General features: G+C 62.1%; 14 protein-coding genes. 8 read left to right on the plus strand and 6 right to left on the minus strand.

From position 1 onward, the window contains the following. Positions 1-17: 17 nt before the first annotated feature. A complete protein-coding gene (locus HLG82_RS08650; protein WP_193326438.1) occupies positions 18-821 on the minus strand; it encodes a serine hydrolase domain-containing protein in 804 nt (267 codons plus the stop codon). Between the two features lie 159 nt (positions 822-980). Between HLG82_RS08650 and HLG82_RS08655 the strand changes: the two genes are divergently transcribed. Both HLG82_RS08655 and HLG82_RS08660 read left to right on the plus strand, forming a co-directional pair. After that, complete coding sequence (locus tag HLG82_RS08655) at positions 981-1,487, plus strand: TM2 domain-containing protein (protein ID WP_193326439.1); 507 nt, start codon at positions 981-983, stop codon at positions 1,485-1,487. Positions 1,488-1,555: 68 nt separating this feature from the next. Further along, positions 1,556-2,977 carry a mycothione reductase gene (locus tag HLG82_RS08660; RefSeq protein WP_193326440.1) on the plus strand — a complete coding sequence of 474 codons (1,422 nt, stop codon included), beginning with the start codon at positions 1,556-1,558 and terminating at the stop codon, positions 2,975-2,977. A 75-nt stretch (positions 2,978-3,052) separates the two neighbouring features. Here the strand turns inward: HLG82_RS08660 and clpB are convergent, their stop codons facing one another. Next, complete coding sequence (clpB, locus tag HLG82_RS08665; protein ID WP_193326441.1) at positions 3,053-5,686, minus strand: ATP-dependent chaperone ClpB; 2,634 nt, start codon at positions 5,684-5,686, stop codon at positions 3,053-3,055. 166 nt (positions 5,687-5,852) lie between these two features. On the opposite strand from clpB, the gene HLG82_RS08670 reads away from it, so the two are divergent. Next, entirely contained in the window at positions 5,853-6,851 is a 999-nt protein-coding gene (locus HLG82_RS08670) for an Fpg/Nei family DNA glycosylase (protein ID WP_193326442.1), read from the plus strand. Between the two features lie 169 nt (positions 6,852-7,020). After that, the gene (locus HLG82_RS08675) at positions 7,021-7,209 is read left to right on the plus strand and encodes an antitoxin (RefSeq protein ID WP_193326443.1); all 189 of its coding nucleotides are present in this window, start codon (positions 7,021-7,023) and stop codon (positions 7,207-7,209) included. Between the two features lie 230 nt (positions 7,210-7,439). Here HLG82_RS08675 and HLG82_RS08680 read toward each other — a convergent pair whose 3' ends face one another. Further along, positions 7,440-8,450 carry an IS30 family transposase gene (locus HLG82_RS08680; protein ID WP_193326020.1) on the minus strand — a complete coding sequence of 337 codons (1,011 nt, stop codon included), beginning with the start codon at positions 8,448-8,450 and terminating at the stop codon, positions 7,440-7,442. 640 nt (positions 8,451-9,090) lie between these two features. On the opposite strand from HLG82_RS08680, the gene HLG82_RS08685 reads away from it, so the two are divergent. Beyond that, positions 9,091-10,476 carry a YkvI family membrane protein gene (locus HLG82_RS08685; RefSeq protein ID WP_193326444.1) on the plus strand — a complete coding sequence of 462 codons (1,386 nt, stop codon included), beginning with the start codon at positions 9,091-9,093 and terminating at the stop codon, positions 10,474-10,476. Here HLG82_RS08685 and gluQRS read toward each other — a convergent pair. Then, positions 10,473-11,393, minus strand: coding sequence for a tRNA glutamyl-Q(34) synthetase GluQRS (gene gluQRS / locus HLG82_RS08690; RefSeq protein ID WP_193326445.1), 921 nt, complete (start codon positions 11,391-11,393; stop codon positions 10,473-10,475). The two genes, HLG82_RS08685 and gluQRS, sit on opposite strands and share 4 nt — an antisense overlap. Positions 11,394-11,510: 117 nt before the next feature. After that, positions 11,511-14,627 carry an ExeM/NucH family extracellular endonuclease gene (locus tag HLG82_RS08695; protein ID WP_193326446.1) on the minus strand — a complete coding sequence of 1,039 codons (3,117 nt, stop codon included), beginning with the start codon at positions 14,625-14,627 and terminating at the stop codon, positions 11,511-11,513. 182 nt (positions 14,628-14,809) lie between these two features. Between HLG82_RS08695 and HLG82_RS08700 the strand changes: the two genes are divergently transcribed. The 3 genes from HLG82_RS08700 (at position 14,810) to HLG82_RS08710 (ending at position 18,353) form a co-directional block, all read left to right on the plus strand. Further along, positions 14,810-15,472: an NADPH-dependent F420 reductase gene (locus HLG82_RS08700; protein ID WP_193326447.1), complete on the plus strand. Its 663-nt coding sequence runs from the start codon at positions 14,810-14,812 to the stop codon at positions 15,470-15,472. 70 nt (positions 15,473-15,542) lie between these two features. Next, complete coding sequence (locus HLG82_RS08705; RefSeq protein WP_193326448.1) at positions 15,543-17,585, plus strand: alpha/beta hydrolase family protein; 2,043 nt, start codon at positions 15,543-15,545, stop codon at positions 17,583-17,585. A gap of 33 nt (positions 17,586-17,618) precedes the next feature. Next, positions 17,619-18,353 carry a glycerophosphodiester phosphodiesterase family protein gene (locus tag HLG82_RS08710; RefSeq protein WP_193326449.1) on the plus strand — a complete coding sequence of 245 codons (735 nt, stop codon included), beginning with the start codon at positions 17,619-17,621 and terminating at the stop codon, positions 18,351-18,353. A gap of 72 nt (positions 18,354-18,425) precedes the next feature. On the opposite strand, the gene HLG82_RS08715 is transcribed toward HLG82_RS08710, so the two are convergent. Continuing rightward, entirely contained in the window at positions 18,426-19,115 is a 690-nt protein-coding gene (locus HLG82_RS08715; protein ID WP_193326450.1) for an NUDIX hydrolase, read from the minus strand. Positions 19,116-19,149 lie beyond the last annotated feature (34 nt).

A 19,149-nucleotide genomic window follows, 5' to 3' on the forward strand; every position in this document is an offset into this window, starting at 1 on the left:
GCATGCCCGGCGCTCGGCTACAGCTGGATCATCTCGTCTGTTAGGGCGGGCCAGTATTCGACGTGCTCGTCGTTGAAGTCCTCCGTGCCGAGGAAGACCCCGCCCTTGCCCTGGTAGAGATCCATGTAGAAGAAGGAGCCGGACATCCCGAAGTGCCCCACCACGTGGTTAGAGAAGTGCGGCCCTGTCCAGTGCGCATCCAGCGGGTTTCGGATCGAAAACCCGAGGCCCCACGGCCGGTTCTGCGAACGTCCGTAGCCCGGCGTGATGCCCGGGATCCCTGGAAACTGAACCTGGAAGGCCTTTTCAGCCAGGTCACGCGAGATGAGCTGAGGATGCAGGATCTCCCGCCCGAACTTAACCAGGCAGTTGGCGGCGCCCAGTCCCGCGTAGGCGATGGAGCCGTCGATTCGGGCCGACGTCATCCCCAACGGATCGAGCACCTGGGTGTGGATCCAGTCGTGAATCGGCATCCCGATGTACTTTTCGGCCTCCTGCCCCATCACGTCGAAGCCGTAGTTGGAGTAAATACGACGCCGTCCCGGCTTGGCAATCGGATCGCCCGGTTTGGCCGGCAGGCCCGAGGCGTGGGACAGGAGATGGCGGAAGGTGGATCCTTCCGGCCCCGCGGGCGTGTCGAGGTCAAATTTTCCTTGTTCGATAGCCACGAGGATTGCCCACGCCGCGATCGGCTTCGTCACCGACATGTAGCGGTAGACCTTGGTGGGGTCCCCTACCGCGAGCTTGACCTCGGCCGCATCGAAGGCGACGTACGTGTGCTCGAAGTCGAATTTATCGGATGGCAGCGGCTCGGTGATCATGTCTCCACTCTGGCACAAACTGATTCGCTCCGCAGGGGCAAGCCACCTTACCCCCTCCGCTCACGACGCCGAAGGTGGCCTTAACCCCGTCACCTCGGCGAATGCCACGGCCCTTGCGCCCATTTCTGCACGGTGAATAAAGCGGGTTAGTATGGACGCATGAAGGACGAGACGCCGAGGTTGAGTTCCTCCGCGGACGGGGTCCATTTTGAATCGTCGCCCGATCCGCTATTAAATCTGCCCGAGTCCCCCTTCGGGCCGAATCTTTATGCGCCAGGCCATAACTTCGGCGGAGGCAACGCCCGCTCGCTCGAGGAGGCCATCCGGGCTCAACACGCCCAGCAGCGCGCGGCCGCGCTTCGCGCCCACCCCTCGCAGTTCGCCACTCACGGTCAGCTCGCAGGCGGAGGCGACCTACAACGCGGTGAGGCGCCGTTGGCGAAGAGCCGCTGGTTCGCCGTCGTTCTCGCATTAACCTTCGGCACTTTCGGGGCACACAACTTCTACCTCGGCAAGCCCAACCGGGCCCTGGTCAACATCGCGCTCTGGCTTGTTGGAGCGCTCGCCGCCGCTGCCACAGGTTCAATCTTTGCCATGCTGCCGGTGATTTCGCTTGTCATCGTTGAGTGTGCACAGATCATGCGGGGTACGGGCGACTACCGCTAGGCGCGGGGCGCCGCCGGGAGCACGCGGGGCGCACACGGACCGCGGAGGGAAAGCGCTAGTGTAAATCCATGCATTACGATCTCTTAATACTCGGGTCCGGATCAGCGAATTCGATTCCGGGGCGCGAATTTGCCGACCAGAAAATCGCTCTCGTCGAGGAGGCCGCCTTCGGCGGAACCTGCCTCAACTCGGGCTGCATTCCCACGAAAATGTTTGTCCACACCGCGGACGTGGCCCGGCAGGCGGCAACCGCGGCCCGATTCGGGCTCGACATGCGCCTCGACGGCGTGGATTGGCCCGCGATTCGCGAGCGCATCTTCGGCCGGATCGACCCGCTGTCCGAGGCCGGCCGTATCCATCGCGAAACCCGCCACAGCAACATGACGTACTTCGCGGGCCACGCCAGCTTCGTCGGCCCCAAGAAGATAGAGATCGCCCTTACAGACGGAGGGCGAGAGGTCCTCACGGCCGACAGGATCGTCATCGCCACCGGCTCCCGCCCTGACATGCCGAACGTGGTCGGCCTCGCCGACGTCGGGGCATTGACGAACGCTTCGGTCATGCGAATGGAACAGCTACCACAGTCGATGCTCGTGCTGGGGTCGGGATACATCGCCGCGGAAATGGCGTCCGTGTTCTCGGCCCTCGGGGTCGACGTCACCGTCGTTGCCCGCAGCGGAGCCCTCCTGCGCAGCCTCGACTCTGATATCTCCCACGCCTACACCGAGGCGGCGCGCGAGTGCTACGGCGTCGTCACATATTTCGATGCCACCCGAGCCACACGAGAAGGCGGACGTGTTCGGCTGACCGGGTTCGAAGGCGGCAGGGAGCGTACGCTCGAAGCGGAAACGATTCTCGTGGCCACCGGCCGAATCCCCAACGCGGACACCCTCAACCTCTCGGCCGCGGGTATCGCGACGAAGGCCGGGCGTATCCGCACTGACCAGTACCTTCGCGTCCTTGGGAGGGACGGGTCGGTGGTCGACGGCGTCTTCGCACTCGGGGACGTCACCTCCCCACACATGCTCAAGCACATCGCCAACCATGAGATGCGCGTCGTGCGGCACAACCTGCTCAACCCGGACAAGCTCGCACGCGTGCACGAGGACATCGTTCCCGCGGCCGTCTTCGGCCACCCACAGGTGGGCACCGTCGGGATGACGGAGGAGGAAGCCAAGCGGCAGGGCATCGACTACGTGGTGGGCAAGCAGAAATATGCAGACATCGCATATGGGTGGGCCATGGAGGATACGCACGGCTTCACCAAGGTCATCGCCGAACGCGGCACGTCGCGCATCCTCGGCTGCCACATTATCGGACCACAGGCGGTAACCCTAGTCCAGCTCATCGTGCAGGCCATGTCCACCGGGCAGAGCGCGCGTGACATCGTGCGCGCCCAGCACTGGATTCACCCCGCGATGCCCGAGCTCCTCGAAAACGCCTTGCTACAGGTCAGCGGGATGTCCCACCTCGAGCGCGCCGAGCAGTAGGTCTGGGCCGCTCAACGTCGCAGGGCCGGGTCGGTCACCGGCGTCGGCCGACCCAGAACCCTGCAGCGAGCGCCCTTACCGCCTGCTCAGGACCAGCCGGTAGCCCGGCGTCGCCTCGGGCGCGCCTTCGGCGTCGAGCTCTGCGGTATCAAAATCGGCGGCGTCCACGACCACGGTGTCCCCGTCCTCAACCTCTCCGGAGAGCAGCAGCCGCGCCAGCTGGTCGCCGATTTCGCGCTGAATGAGGCGGCGGAGCGGGCGTGCGCCGTAGGCCGGGTCGTACCCGTCCATGGCAAGAACGGCCGCGGCCGCATCGGTTACGTCGAGCGTGATCCGGCGCGAGGCGAGGCGCTTCATCATTTGCTCGATCTGCAGGTCGACGATCTTGCCGATCTCGTCGATCGAGAGCGGGTCGAAGACGATGATGTCATCGAGGCGGTTGAGGAACTCGGGTTTGAAGTGCGCACGCACCGCGCCGAGCACGGCCTTCCTCGCCTCCGTCATCGACTCATCCATAAGGAACTGCGAGCCGATGTTCGAGGTGAGGATGAGGATCGTGTTGCGAAAATCCACCGTCCGCCCCTGCCCGTCCGTGAGCCGCCCGTCATCAAGCACCTGGAGCAGGATGTCGAAGACCTCCGGATGGGCCTTCTCCACCTCGTCAAGGAGCACGACGCCGTATGGTCGGCGCCGCACCGCCTCCGTCAGCTGACCACCCTCCTCGTATCCGACGTATCCCGGAGGCGCGCCGACGAGGCGAGCCACCGAGTGCTTCTCCGAATACTCGGACATGTCGATGCGGACCATGGCACGTTCGTCGTCGAAGAGGAAGTCGGCGAGGGCCTTGGCGAGCTCCGTCTTTCCGACGCCGGTGGGGCCGAGGAACATGAAGGAGCCGGTGGGCCGATTCGGGTCGGCGACGCCGGCGCGCGAGCGGCGCACCGCATCCGACACCGATCGGACCGCGGCCTTCTGCCCGATGAGGCGTTGGCCGATGTGGTCTTCCATGGTCAGCAGCTTCTCGGTTTCGCCCTGGAGGAGGCGGCCGACGGGAATGCCCGTCCACGCGGCAACGACCTCGGCGATGCCATCCGCGTCGACACGCTCGGCGATCATGGGAACGACGCTTTCGCTGGCGCGCTCCTCGGCTTCCCCGGCCTCGATCTGCTCCATGACCTGCGGGATGTCGCCGTTTTGGATACGGCCGGCTTCCTCGTAGCGGCCCTCGCGGATGGCCTTTTCGAGCTCGGTGCGCAACTCGTCGAGCTTGACGCGGAGGTCTCCAACCTTGTTGCGCCCCGCCTTTTCGGCCTCCCACCGGGCGTTCAGCACGGCGAGCTCCTCGGACTTGTCGGCGAGCTCGGCCTCGATGCGCTCGAGGCGGTCGGCCGCCGCGGCGTCGTCGCTCTCCTCGGTGTCCTCGAGGTAGGACTTCTCCATCGTGAGGCGGTCAACCTGACGCTGGAGCACGTCGATCTCCTCCGGCGACGAGTCGAGTTCCATGCGCAGGCGGGAGGCGGCCTCATCGACGAGGTCGATCGCCTTGTCGGGTAGCTGGCGCCCGGAGATGTAACGATCGGAGAGCGTGGCCGCCGCGACGAGCGCGCCATCCGAGATCGTGACCTTGTGATGGGCCTCGTACTTGGGCGCGATGCCGCGCAGGATCGCCACCGTGTCCTCCACCGACGGCTCGCCCACGTAGATTTGCTGGAAACGACGCTCGAGCGCCGGGTCCTTTTCGATGTTCTCGCGGTACTCATCCAGGGTCGTGGCCCCGACGAGCCTCAGCTCGCCACGGGCCAGCATCGGCTTGAGCATGTTGCCGGCATCCATCGAGGAGTCCCCACCTGCCCCGGCGCCGACGACGGTGTGGAGCTCGTCAATGAAAGTCACGATCTGTCCATCCGAGTCCTTGATTTCCTGCAAAACGGCCTTGAGGCGCTCCTCGAACTCGCCGCGGTACTTCGCCCCGGCGAGCATGCCGGCGATGTCGAGCGAGATGAGGCGCTTGCCGCGGAGGGATTCGGGGACGTCCCCGTCGACAATGCGCTGGGCGAGCCCCTCGACCACGGCCGTCTTACCCACGCCCGGTTCGCCAATGAGAACCGGGTTGTTCTTTGTGCGCCGGGATAGGACCTGGACGACGCGGCGAATTTCGGAGTCTCGGCCGATGACCGGGTCCAGCTTGCCGTCTCGCGCCATGTGGGTCAGGTCCGCGCCGTACTTTTCAAGCGCTTGGAAAGTGCCCTCGGGGTCCGGCGAGTCCACCTTGCGGTTTCCGCGTACCCCCGGCAGGGCGGCCATGAGCTGTTCGTGGCCAGCGCCCGCCGCCCTCAGGATTTCGCCAGCAGAATGCTGGGAGGCAGACAGCGCGAGGAGTAGATGCTCCGTGGAAATGTAGGAGTCACCGAGGGCGGTGGCTTCCTTTCCCGCGTCTGACAGGACGAGAGATGTGCTTCGCGACGCCTGCGGCGCCGTGGTATTCGACCCCGAGATCCCGGGTAGCGTAGCGAGGTGGGCGCGCGTGCGTTCGGCGATGACCTGGCGCTGAGCCCCCACCGCCTCGAGGAGCACTGCCGCCACCCCGTCCTGCTGGCCAAGAAGGGCCGCCAAAAGGTGTGTGGGTTCAAGCTGAGGGTTCCCGGCGCGCGTGGCTGCCGAAAGCGCATCAGCGATCGCCTCTTGCGACTTAGTTGTAAGCTTGTCCATACTTATCCTCCGTTAATATTTCCGCTATTTTTAGCGGTTTTGGCACGGTTCCCAACGGGTGCACCACACCAACTTTCCGCTATCGACAACGTCAACTAAGTTGAGTGTATTCCACTCAAGTTTCAAAGTCTAGAGTTCGGTGAGATCTCTCCTTATACTTGAGGGCATGCCTGAGGGTCACTCCATTCACCGCCTCGCCCGCGTCCTCACCGAGCTGTTCGCCGACGCCGTCGTCCACGCCTCCTCCCCGCAAGGCCGGTTTGCCGCCGGCGCAGAAATCCTCAACGGCTCGCGGATCCTACCCGCGCAGGCGTGGGGCAAGCACCTCTTTATCCCCTTCCTGCCGGCGGGCACGGAAAGCCCGGCGGCGGGCGACACACCTGCACACCCCGCGCCGGCGCATCCGCACGCCTCCCTCGCCGATCCCACTGCCACCGAGGCGCTGTGGCTCCACGTTCACCTCGGGCTCTATGGACGCTGGGTATTCAACGGCGATTCAACCTTCCTCTCCTCTCCCCTGCTCGGGGTTCCCCACATCATCGTCGGTGAAGAATCACTCGGCGCATGGAGCCAAGAGGCGCCCACGAGCCTCAAGCCCTGGCAGCCACACCCGCCTCGCGGCACGATCCGGCTGCGCATCCAAAGCGACCACGGCACCGCCGACCTCTCGGGCCCCAATCAGTGCGTCATCCAGTCGGGCGCGGAGGTCGGCGTCGTCGTCGGACGCCTCGGCCCAGACCCGCTACGCAACGAACCCGGGGACCGCGAGCGCTTCATCAGCCTCGTCCGTGCCCGCCGTAGCCCCGTCGGCGCGCTGGTCATGGACCAGTCGGTGACAGCCGGGCCCGGCAACATCTACCGCGCGGAGTCCCTCTTCCGGACCGGCATCAACCCCTACCGCCCGGGCGCGAAAGTCTCCGCCACGCGCCTTAGCCACCTCTGGGACGACCTCGTCCACCTCATGCGGGACGGCCTGTCCGCCGGGACGATCACGACCGTCTCCCCCGACCTCGTCCCTTCCCCACTCCCAGCCAACGACGCCGAAGCCACCCGTTTCGCCGTCTACCACCGCCAGGGCCGGGCATGCCTGCGCTGTGGCGCCACGATCCGTGAGGCCGACATGGCTGGCCGGCGCCTCTTTTGGTGCCCCGGGTGCCAGCACTAGCGTCACGATCGCGAGCCACACCATACGTGCAGCCAGCAACCCGAGCGCGATCGCAAGCCGCATACGCTCACAGGTTAAAGGCCGCCGAACATCGCCATCGCGATACGTTCGGCGATAGACTGCAACTAGGCCGGGTTGGCCGGCGTTAACCGAGAGAAAGGGGCTGTCAATGGGAATTTTTGACAAGGCCAAGGACATGCTGAACAGCGATCAGGCAGAAGAGTACTCCGACAAGGCTCTCGACCAGGCCGCCAAGCTCGCAACCGACAAGCTCGGCACGGAGCACGCGGACAAGATCACGAAGATCCGCGACGAGGCCGATGCCCGCATCGGCAACGAAGGCTCCAAGCCGGAGTAAGCTCCCGCCACCGCTAACTAGCGCTTAGCCGGGAGGGGCGCAGGTCTTAACGATCTGTGCCCCTTCCTTTTGCGCTCGGCGCCCACGCCCCCATCCGCCGGCGCCCATGCCCCATGGGCCGGTGCCGATGCCCCATGGGCCGGTGCCGATGCCCCATGGGCCGGTGCCGATGCCCCATGGGCCGAAACCCTATTAAGCTGATCCGCGCTGTAGTAATATGCGCGGGAGATTCAGGGGGTCGATGCATCATTTTTTAACAACTCGGCCAGTGTCTCACGTGGGGTCATTCCGTTCAAGACAACTCGGGCTCGGTCGTTGAGTTCGTCTTGGACGAAAGCGACTTCCTCGTCGGTGATGTCAGCGAAGTTAGTTCCCTTGGGGAAGTATTCACGAATATCACGATTCAGGCGTTCATTCGACGGACGCTGCCACGGGCTATGCGGGTCAGCGAAGTAGACCTTGATATTGGTATCGACCTTGAACTGGGCTACCTGCGCCATCTCACTACCTTGATCCCAGGTGATCGAGGAGAAGGCCTTACTGGGCAAGGTCTGAACCATCTGGGTCAGTTTCTCAATCACGGTCGGTGAATCATGGCTCACCCCAAGACGAGCGATCAGCAAAAACCGTGAAGAGCGCTCGACTAGGGTGATCAGCGCTGTGTGCTTGCCCTTACCACCACCGATAATTAAATCTCCTTCCCAGTGACCTGGCGTCAGGCGCCCATCGACCTCGTGGGGGCGCAAATCGATTGAAGCGCCCTCGACCCACGTCTTACGCCCGCGCCCGGGAGTGCCAGCAAGAGCAGAACGAGCAATACGCCGTTGACGACCCGAACGCAGTCCTTTCTCCCGTTTAAGCTCTTGCCGTAATGCCCCACCCCCGTGAACATACAAAGCCTGATAAATCGTTTCATGAGACACACGCATCTGCCGATCATCTCCATAATCATGACGCAAACGAACACTGATTTGCTGGGGAGAATAACGCTTATTTAACAGCTCAACCACCTTCTGACGCAGCGCCACATGGGTAGTAAGCTTGCCCGGCTTAGGACGAGAACGACGCTGATGAGCGCACTGATGAGCCCAGCGAGCATCATAAGAACCATCAGGAAAAGCACCACGATTAATCTCACGCGTCACCGATGACGGACTACGCCCCAAACTTAAAGCGATCTGCCGAGCCGACTTACCATCAGCTAACCCCAACCCGATCGCCACGCGCTCTTCAAGCGTCATACGCCGGCCTCGACCAACCCTGCCATTACCAACCCGGTCAACACTGGCCACGACCGTGGCCCCACCAACACGGCCCCGTTGCAAAACTTCAACCATAGGCCCCAACATAGCCTGTTTCCCACGAACCCAGTTCGGACTATGACCAACCCGTTTCGCGATCTCGGCAACCGGCAAGCCCTCAGCCGTCAACTGCCACACCCGTACCCTAGCAGCCGCACGAGCCTGCGCCGGCCCACCCTGCCCACGGACCAACACTAAACCCGCCCCACGAGCCCAGACCTGAACCGAGTGACAATTAACCTTCAACTCACGAGCAACACTTGCACACGAACGTCCAGAAGCAACCAAGGCCACCGCATGATCACGAAACGACTGCGAATAAGGCCGAATCGGCGATCTACCAACCATTCAACACACTCCAAAAAGTAGTGCATTGACCCCTGGAACCTACCCGCCAGATTAATACAGCGCGGGGCACTTTAATACAGCGCGGGGGTGACGGCAGCGCGGCGGAGGTAGCACAGCCGCCGCGTGACTTCCCTCCCGGTTTCGCCCGAAAACCTGACCCAATGTGTGCCGGATCGTTACCGTGAAATGGATTGAACGAGTGGCGGCGGGTGCCGCTGGGAAGAGGATAAGTATGCTCAAGCGCGTCTTGGTGATCGCGTTGGCCTTTATCGGGGTCGTTGTCGGTGCTGGTTTTGCCTCCGGGCAGGAGGTACTTCAGTACTTCGTGGCGCATGGCCCGAACGGCGTCATCGCGGCATTTGTGACGGCGCTGTTGATGGCCGTCGTGGGGGCTGCGGCGTTCCAGCTCGGGTCCTACAGTCAGGCGAAGGATCATTCCACGGTCTTCAACCGGATCGCCCACCCGATCGCGGCCCGGCTCCTTGATGCATTCATCGTCTTCACTCTGTTTTGCATTGGTTTCGTCATGATCGCCGGTGCGGGATCGAATCTTCAGCAACAGTTCGGCCTGCCGATTTGGGCGGGCTCGGTGTTGATGTGCGCGCTTGTTGCCACGACCGGCCTGCTCGACGTCAACAAGGTCACGCGCATTATTGGCGCAATCACGCCGTTCATGATCGTCATCATTTTCGTGGGCTCGGCCTACGCGCTACTCAACCCGGATGGCACGATCGCAGAGATGCAGGTTTACGCGGAGGCGGTCAAACCGGCGATCTCGAATTGGGTGCTCTCGGCGGTGAACTACGTGGCGTTCGGATTCGCCGTCGGCGCGTCGATGATGATCGTGATGGGTGGCGGATTGTACGACCCGAAGGCGGCGGGGATCGGCGGGCTGGTCGGCGGCGTGATGTTCGGCGGTTTGGTCATCCTGTCCACGTTGGCGCTGTTCGTCAAGTTGCCCTCGGTGGCTGATGCGCCGATGCCGATGCTTGCTCTCGTCAACACGATGAGTCCCGCAGCGGGTACGTTCATGGCGGTTGTCATCTACGGAATGATCTATAACACGGCGATCGGGATGTACTATGCGCTGGCGAAGCGCGTGGATGGTTTCCGGGAGGGATGGTTCCGGCCTGCGCTCTTCTTGTCGGTGGCGGCGGGTTTTGCGTTGTCGTTCGTTGGTTTCGAGGCGCTGGTGGGTACGCTCTATCCAGCAATTGGTTTCGTGGGCATTGCGCTAACGATCCTCATCTTGTGGGGTTGGTTTGCCGCCCGTATCAAAATTAGCGAGGAGGCGAGGCGCCGGGCCCGGATTCTTCGGCTTTTCCGACGCCGTTGGCAGCGTGGCGTGCCGTACACACGGGCGCACCACCGCCAGTTGCGCGAGGAGATTGCGGCGTCAAATTTGGATAATCACGAGGCGGTCGTCACGTTGCGCGATCACGTGGTGCCTGCGATTGAGGCCGACCCTGCGGCCGACCTTGAGCCGAGCCTCGTGGAACATTACGGCTACGACGAGGATGGGTTCGCTAACGACGTCGTCGATTTCCGTCACCCTGCTGACTTTGAGGAGCCGCTGGTGGACGACCCCGTCGTGCGGTCTAAAGACAAGCAGGACTAGCGTAGTCCCCAGCTTTGGGGGCCGGCTTCGAGCGCGGCGACGTCGAGGAGCCAGGGCTCGTGGGGAATCTTTTCGGGGGCGATGTCGAGCGCGGTGGCGTTGGCGGGTAGCCCAAGGGATTTGAGGAGAAGTGCGCGGACGGCGTCGGGCTCCCAGCCGAATGTGGACAGGTCGGCGAGTGTGACTGCGCCGTCGCGTTTGGCGAGGCGAACACCTTGTTGGTTGAGGACGAGCGGGACGTGAATATATTCGGGCGTTGTGTAGCCCAGTAGTCGTTGGAGGTAGACCTGCCGGGGTGTGGAGGGCAGGAGGTCATCGCCGCGGACGATTTGGGTGATGCCGTATTCTCCGTCGTCAACGACGGAAACGAAGTTGTAGGAGAAGGCGTCGTCGCCGCGACGGATGACGAAGTCGTCAACGGTTCCTGTGTAGTTTCCGGCGAGGCGGTCGGTGACGGTGAGCTCGTCGGCGTCGGTGCGCAGCCGGTAGGCTGGCCCGCGGTTCATGCCGGCGAGTTTGGCACGGCCGGCCTCGCGCTCGGATTCGGTGAGGTTGCGGCACGTTCCGGCGTAGGAGCCGGGCGGGCGGTGTGGCGCTGAGGCGATGTCGGCGAGTTCGCGCCGGGTGCAGTAGCACTCGTAGAGGAGGCCGCGGTTTCGTAGCTCGGCGAAGATTTGCTCGTAGCGGTCGGTGCGTGTGGTTTGGTAGAGGACGTCGCCGTCCCAGTCGATGCCGATGGCGGCGAGGTCGCCGAGTTGGCGAGCGTAGTAGTGGGGGCGGGAGCGTTCGTCGAGGTCTTCCATACGCATGTGGAAGCCATGGTTCTCGCGGCGTGCGAATGCCCAGGCGAGGAGGGCGGTGCGGAGGTTGCCGAGGTGGAAGTCCCCGGTGGGCGAGGGTGCGAAGCGACCGGTCATGGACTCGATTTTAGTGGCTGTCGGCTGGTTGGCGGAATGTTGTGGTGCGGAATGGACTGGGGGCCGGCTTCTTTCGAAGCCGGCCCCCAACCTTTAGCGAATTACCGCGTCACAGGGTTAGTTCTGTCGGCGGCGGATGATCGCTACAGCACCACCGGCAATCAGCAAGACTGCGGCGAGGATCGACAGACCAGCAACCGTAGCACCGGTGTGAACCAGACCAGTTTGAGGCGTAGGCGAGCCCTGATCAATGATCAGCGCCCCGCCCTTCGGACCCTGGGGCTTGGGGGCAGGAGTGGAATCGCACTTAAGCGCCTCACGTGTCGGAGCAGTCCAAGACCACTCAGCCGTAGCATCCTTGGCTAGCTCAAAGCCTTCAACAGCCTTGGCCTTCACCACAACGGTCTTACCGTACTCGTACTCGAACCTCGACGGATTATCCTTAACCCACTCAAGGTCCTTACCATCAACCGTCGCCGAGTAAGTCACACCCTTTGTCGCAACGATCTCAACGAACGGCTTAACCTTGCACGTCACCGGATCAGAACCACCCGGGAAGATCGGAGCACTCGGAGAAACAAACTCAACCTTCGGCGTCGGCTTGGAGGTCGGCTCTGGCTTCGGGTCCGGCTTGGGTGTCGGGTCCGGCTTGGAGGTCGGCTCTGGCTTCGGGTCCGGCTCTGGCTTCGGGTCCGGCTTGGGTGTCGGGTCCGGCTTGGAGGTCGGCTCTGGCTTCGGGTCCGGCTTGGAGGTCGGGTCCGGCTTGGGATCAATCTTCTTACCCATCTCAATGCCAACAATCACAGGGTCGTGATCCGATGAGCGGAAGGGGTCAGATGCGAAGAGCTTATCCTCGTTGGGCTTCTTGAATGCCATCGTGTAGTCGATAAGTGGCAACTCGAGAGAGTTAATGTGCCAGTCAGCAGCGCCCTTAATCTTCTTCTTCAAGGTGTCGTTCGCAAGGGCATAGTCAAGGTAGCCGAGCTGACCATTGTAGACATATGAGAATGCTTTTTCGCCATGAAGTGCCTTGACCATGTCGGTGTAACCAGCGGCTTCAAACGCCTTGATCGGATCCTCGTGGTCGTAGCTATTCATGTCGCCGATGATGAGGACGTTCTCTGACTTCTCGACCTTGATCTTGTCACCCTTGAGCCAATCGGTCAGTGCCTGAACAGCCTTCACGCGCGTCTCCTGGCAGTTGCCTACCAGGTGACCCAAGGTGGCTTCGGAGGGATCCTTGCACTCTGAGCCCTTCGACTTGAGGTGGTTGACGACAACCGTAATGGTCTCGTCGGTTGCGAGGTGCTTGAACGTCTGGGCGATCGAGGGGCGGTTCTTCGTGTCGATGAATCGCGAATCAACCTTCTTGGTCAGGATGTCGAAGTTGCCGACCGGCTGAACAAGCTTGGGCTGGTAAATCAGTGCCGTCGTAATGGCGTCGGTTCCTACCTTGCCAGTCTTGATGGCCGCCCACTTCCCGGGCTCGCTTGCCTTGTTGAGGGCCGCGACGAGGGTTTCTACCGCAGTGCCGTTGTTCTCAATTTCATTGAGTCCGATAACTGCAGCGTCGAGCAGGTTGAGCTCGGCAACGATCTTTGCCTCTTGACGCTGGAATTCTTCTTTGGTCGAGGCACCACGAGCATACTTGTCGTTCTTGCCCTTCTTCAGCGTGGTGAAGTAGTTGAGAACGTTGGCGCTGGCAACCTTGAGATCACCGCCAACCGAGGGAACCTTGGGGCGAGGATTGACGTTTTCGATAGTTCCGGGGATAGTCGGCTGGAGACGCCACTTGGAGAATCGGTAGTCCATGACTCCAGCAAAACCAGTGATCTTATCCCCCACGCGGAATAGGGTGTCCATCGTCAACGGGTTCAGAGTGGCCGGATGTAGCGCCGGCGTCGCGTTCTGATCGCCACGCCCATCATCGATGGTAATGCGGTTGGCGTTGTTCTGCTCGTACAGAGCCTTTGCCTCAGCACTGTCTGCCGGGAAAAGTGCCGTGGGCTGGAACTGAGCTTCCGGACCAACAGCAATTTCGCCGAACCGACCGTACTGGTACACCTCGAGCACGGTGAGCGGCTGATTGTAAGTCACAAGCATGCCCTCGTATGCTTCATAGTTGGTGTTGGGGAATTGAATGATCATCGGCGCAGGAAGATCACTCTTGCCACACGAAACCACGCTCGTGGGGGAGATCTGCGTCGCGCTGTCATCCCACGGGCTCTTGGCCGTACCGGCAAACTCAGAGACTGTGCCGGTCACACGGACGACGCTACCGACCTCGACGTTGCCCGAGACCTTTTTCGGGTCATAGACAAAAATGCCGTCCGAGGTGTTCAAGTCCTCGTCGCCCGAATCCTGGACGAAGTACCCATCGATTGCGCCCTTCGACTGGAAGGTTCCAACCACCGTTCCCTGGATGGTCACGGACTCGCCCTTCTTCGGAGAGGTAGCACCCGCGCCCTGAACTTCACCGATCTTCGTCGCGTCAAGCTTGCACTGCTCAGCCGAATTCGTATCATCGGGGTTCGGGGACCCCGGATCGCCCGGCTCTTCGGTGCCCGGGCCAGCAGGATCCTCAGGAGTTGCGCCGGCCTTCAGCGCATCTCCGCCGCTGTACTTCGGCGTAGGAGCACCAACTGAAAAGTCCGCCGAATTATCATTCGTGTCCGCTCCGGTAATGTTCCGGTTGAGAGACGTTTGTACGGTCAACCCATCCGACGAGGCAGCGGCAGCCTCGAACTTATCCGCTTGTCCGAAGCCAAGGGCGTCAACGACTCCATCGACCGCAGTTATATCACCCTTTGTGAGTCCGGCAAGATCATTCTGATTCCTAGTGAGCACAACCAAACCGCTTGTGCCGCCGATGTTCAGGCCGCCTTGCGCATCGTAATTGAGCTCTTTGTAGCCATCCTGCTTCGAGGTTCCACCAAGGACGAGGAAATAACTCTTCGGCTGGATTGTGCCTGTCAACTTTGCCTTGGCAGATGTCTTCGCCCCCTTCTGTGAAACATAATGGACGGCCCAACCCGTCACATCGATCGGATTATCAGAGGGGTTAAACAGCTCAACATAGTCGCGGTACTCATTACCGGTTGTGCCTCCACGCGTATAAACTTCCGAAATCACGACATTCTGACCGTCCGGCGCCGCAATCGCTGGCACCGTAGCCAGCGGTATTGCGAGCACCGAGGCCGCAAAGGCCGCGATGAATGATGTTCTCCGTTTCACAGAGTCTTCCCTTCGTGTGCTGAAACCCATGCCGACGATGGCACAGGTACATGAACAAGGTTACTCACCCCCTCCGACAATAAAGTGTCTAGAAGGTGAACATCTTTGTTCCATAGTGGTCATAACACCTTACTCCTCTTTCCCACTGAAGTAATAGAATTATTTACAAGAGGAGGCGATAGATGGAGCACCCACCCTTTGGCGCGGTGATCGTTGGCGCTGGTCAGATGGGTACAGCACTGGCGGAGCGCTTTGATGCAATTAACACCACTGCCCTGGTCTTGACGCGCGAGCATCGCCTCCCCACCAATTCGGGCGCCCACGCGACGATAGACGCCTCGAAACTGTTCGCAATCCCACTCGATGTGCCCGTATTTTTGGCCATTCCCCTCTCAGCTATTGAGACACTCCCTGCTGAGTCGCTCACCGGCCGGGTCGTCGTCGACGTCGCAAACTATTGGCCGCGCCTCGACGCCTCGACTCGCTTCGCCAACTCCCCTCGTGACTCGAGCCTCGTTGTCCAATCCCTCTTCCCCGGCGCCCGCGTTGTCAAAACACTCAACCACCTCTCCTTTGCCGACCTGACCTTCGACTTCCGACCCCGCCACGCCGACTACCGCCGAGGGCAGTGCGTTGCTGGCGACGACGCCGTCGCCCGGCTTGCGACCGCACGTATCGTTGACGCCCTGGGATTTACGCCCGTCGACGCCGGACCGCTGGCCAACGGGCGGATGTTCGGGCCCGGCACTCAGATCTTCAATGGCGGGTGGCGCACCGCTGAGCAGCTGGTTCGGATCTTGCGGCGGCGCACAGACTATCCCGCCGCGACGTTTGACCTTGGGTGATGCCCCCACGTCGGCGTCGCGGGCTTGGCGACGCACGTTTTTTGTCGGGGGCCTTCGCTACGATTGACGCATGAGTATTTTTGATTCGATGGATTCGTTCATTGCCCAGCCACGCGTCACCGGCCTGGCTACGAAGCACGGGCGCACAATCACCACGGTGGCGCGCCTGTCGAAGAAGAAGGACAAATATGTGTCCTCGTTGGTGGATATCACGGACGGCACTCCACGCACCCTGACCCGTTCGGTCAAGGGTGAGGGCCTCGTGGCGATCGGCGAACGCGGGGAGGTCTACTTCGTCTCCGGGCGCGATGACGACCACGTCGAAGGACAATCCAACGCCTTGTGGATGCTTCCGCCCGCAGGTGAGGCGCGCGTAATTTTCCGTAGCGTCGGCGATATCGAATCAGTCACCGCAACGGGCGGCAAGCTGATCCTCACCCTTCAGGTCCTTCCCGGCTGCTCGCTCGAGGACGATGCCAAGATCCACGCCGATCGCAAGGAGCGCGGCGTGAGCGCCATCTTGCACGAGGGCTTCCCGGTGCGCTTCTGGGATCACGATCTCGGGCCCGCCTACCCCCAACTCTTCATCGCTGACGTCCCGCTGCTCGAGGACTTTTCGGCAGATCCGTCCCCCGCGTCGGCGGCGGACGGGGAGGAAGCAGCACCGACGTCGAAGCTGCCCGATTCTGAGATCGTGATCCGCCCGATTCCGGTCCCCGAGGGCATTCTCGAAGAGGTCAGCGTCAACCCCGCCGCCTCGCACGCGCTGGTGACCATCCGCCGGTCGGTTGCGAACTCGACGGAACAGACCAACTCCGTGTGGGAGATCGAACTGGCCACCGGCACTGCCCGTGAGGTCGCCGTTGCTCCCCGCTCACGCGAGGACGTACCCGACTACACGAGCTACGGGGTTGGCGACTATTCGCCTGACGGCTCGGCAGCAATCCTCTATGCCGAATCCGGAAACGTCGACGGCGATCCGTTGCGGGTCTGGTCCGAAGTCTGGCGCCGCGACTCGGGTGAGCACACCCGCTTTGCCCCCAGCTTTGACGATTGGCCGGGCCAAATTCTCTGGCTGGACGATTCCACACTCGTTCTCACCGCCGCACGGCGCGGGCGCGAATCCATCTACACCGTGGATCTGAAGAAGGATTCGATCACCCTTCTCACGGACGATGACTACGCCTACACCAACCTCGGCGTCCGCGATGGTGTGATTTATGCGTTGCGGTCGGCCATCAACGAGCCGGGCCGCCCGGTGTCCCTCGCCCTCGATGGGACGGTGAACGAGCTGGCAGAGCTCACGCCTGCCGTCAATGCGCCCGGTCGCCTGGAGGAAGTGACTGCCAAGGGTGAGGACGGAACCGACATTCGCGCGTGGCTCTGGCTACCCGAAGGCGCGTCGGCCTCGGCTCCCGCCCCGCTCCTCGTCTTCGTGCACGGCGGGCCCTGGGGCTCGTGGAATGACTGGACGTGGCGCTGGAATCCGGGCCCGTTTGTGGCAAAGGGGTACGCTGTCCTTCTGCCGGATCCCGCGATTTCCACCGGCTACGGCCAGCACATGATCGACCGCGGTAATGACGCGATCGGCGATACACCCTACACGGACGTGCTCGCGCTCGTTGACGCTGCTGAGGCGCGAACGGACATCAACGGCGAACGAACCGCACTCCTCGGCGGATCCTACGGCGGATACATGGCGAACTGGATGGCCGGCCACACCGGCACCCGGTTCTCCTGCATCGTCAGCCACGCCTCCCTGTGGAACGTCGGGCAGATGGCCGGAACCACGGACAACGGCAGCTGGTACGAGTGGATGTTGCCCACCCAGGAGGCCATTTACTCCCCACATCGCTTCGCCGAACAGATCGAGGTTCCGATGCTGATCATCCACGGAGACAAGGACTACCGCGTCCCACTCTCCCAGAGCCACGCCTTGTGGCAGGCCCTCAACCGGGTGGCGAAGGTGCGCGGCCACAAGTTCCTCTACTTCCCCGACGAAAACCACTGGGTGCTGAAGCCCTCCAATTCGGCCGTCTGGTACCAGACCGTCATGGCCTTCGTGGACCACCATGTGCTGGGCAAAGAGTGGATCAAACCCACACTCCTCTAGAAGCAGATCACAATATAGAAAGATCATAAAGGCATGCAACAGCGTATCTTCGCTCATCGCGGCGTCTGTGGTCTCAAGCCAGAGAACACCATGGCGTCTTTCCAAGAGGCAGTCGACCGCGGGCTGACCTGGATCGAAACAGACGTCGACATTCTCGGGGACGGGACACCCATCCTCATCCATGACACCACGCTGGATCGAACCACCAACACGTCAGGCTCGTACTACGGGCTCACCAAAGCCGACCTCAACGACATCGATGCAGGCTCCTGGTTTGGCCCCGAATACGAAGGCGAGCGGATCCCCACGCTACGCGAGCTGGTCGACTTCATGAATGAAACCGGCCTGAACGCCAACATCGAGTTCAAGTCCAACGAGGCGGGCGCAAAGATGAGCCACCTCCTCGTGGACAACGTCCTGGCTGAACTAGAACGTCTCGATGGCCCCGAGGTCATTATCTCCTCCTTCAACCACCTGCTACTGCGCGAAATCAAGACGAAGAACCCCGCACTGCCAATCGGCGCACTCTTCGTCAAGGAGAACCTCTGGCCGGACTGGAAGTCCATCCTCGAACTCCTCGACGCCGACTACATTCACCCCGACTCGGATGGCCTGACCAAAGACATGGTCCACACCTTCCGCAGCGCTGGATTCGGCGTCAACGTGTGGACCGTCAATAGCCCGGCCCGCGCGAACGAACTCTTCAACTGGGGCGTCACCGGCGTCTTCTCCGATGTCCCCCACCTGCTCCGCCACCTCACAAGATAACAGCCTGCATCACCCACCAAACGCCCTAGACCCCGCACTCACAGTCGGGCGCGGCCAGGTGCCCTCGCACGACTAATCCCAGCCGCCAAACCTCCTCGGCACAGCAATACGCCGACCCGTATCCCACGGATGCGACCAACCAGCCACGTCCAACAAACCATCAAGCAACATCGCCGTAAAACCCCAAATCACAACATCCCCAACACGGAAAGCCGCACCGCCGATTTCACCACCAGATCCCCCGCCAGACACCAGCCCTTTCCGCTCCAACACGGGCCTCCCAGATCGAGACCACCGCCCCCGATTATTCGGATCGACCAAGTCCGCGACCTTCACCATATGGATGGCGTCCACCTCGTCCGGGCTCGGCACCGCCTCAAGCTGCCGATCGGTACTCCACGTGCCCACCACCGGTGTCACGGCAAAGGACGACACGGGCAACGAGCTCGCCGGAAGCTCACCCAGCAGCCGCACCCCGGCGTCGTCGATCCCGCACTCTTCCCACGCCTCGCGCAAGGCTGCACCCGACGCCGTCTCCCCCGGCTCAACGCTCCCGCCAGGAAAACTGATCTGACCAGCATGTTTGCGCAAATGGGAAGCCCGTTCGGTCAGTAGAACTGCCGGATCGGAGGGTTGATCGAGTAGCACAAGAACTGCTGCCTGCCTCATTCCCGCACCAGGAGCAGGGTGACGCCCATCGATGATCGCGCCAACACCAGCGCTCAATTCACGGGTCAGACGGTCTATCGTCACTTCGCCCACGACGCCTCCCACGCCCGCCGATGCCCGCCGATGC

The sequence above is a fragment of the Trueperella pecoris genome, assembly GCF_014926385.1.
GTDB lineage: Bacteria > Actinomycetota > Actinomycetes > Actinomycetales > Actinomycetaceae > Trueperella > Trueperella pecoris.

Bases quoted from the DNA above. Each gene is read 5' to 3' on its own strand.
- HLG82_RS08660 (WP_193326440.1), top strand. From the start codon at position 1,556: ATGCATTACGATCTCTTAATACTCGGGTCCGGATCAGCGAATTCGATT.
- HLG82_RS08685 (WP_193326444.1), top strand. From the start codon at position 9,091: ATGCTCAAGCGCGTCTTGGTGATCGCGTTGGCCTTTATCGGGGTCGTT.
- HLG82_RS08700 (WP_193326447.1), top strand. From the start codon at position 14,810: ATGGAGCACCCACCCTTTGGCGCGGTGATCGTTGGCGCTGGTCAGATG.
- HLG82_RS08675 (WP_193326443.1), top strand. From the start codon at position 7,021: ATGGGAATTTTTGACAAGGCCAAGGACATGCTGAACAGCGATCAGGCA.
- clpB (WP_193326441.1), bottom strand. From the start codon at position 5,686: ATGGACAAGCTTACAACTAAGTCGCAAGAGGCGATCGCTGATGCGCTT.
- HLG82_RS08650 (WP_193326438.1), bottom strand. From the start codon at position 821: ATGATCACCGAGCCGCTGCCATCCGATAAATTCGACTTCGAGCACACG.
- HLG82_RS08710 (WP_193326449.1), top strand. From the start codon at position 17,619: ATGCAACAGCGTATCTTCGCTCATCGCGGCGTCTGTGGTCTCAAGCCA.
- HLG82_RS08680 (WP_193326020.1), bottom strand. From the start codon at position 8,450: ATGACGCTTGAAGAGCGCGTGGCGATCGGGTTGGGGTTAGCTGATGGT.
- gluQRS (WP_193326445.1), bottom strand. From the start codon at position 11,393: ATGACCGGTCGCTTCGCACCCTCGCCCACCGGGGACTTCCACCTCGGC.
- HLG82_RS08670 (WP_193326442.1), top strand. From the start codon at position 5,853: ATGCCTGAGGGTCACTCCATTCACCGCCTCGCCCGCGTCCTCACCGAG.
- HLG82_RS08705 (WP_193326448.1), top strand. From the start codon at position 15,543: ATGAGTATTTTTGATTCGATGGATTCGTTCATTGCCCAGCCACGCGTC.
- HLG82_RS08655 (WP_193326439.1), top strand. From the start codon at position 981: ATGAAGGACGAGACGCCGAGGTTGAGTTCCTCCGCGGACGGGGTCCAT.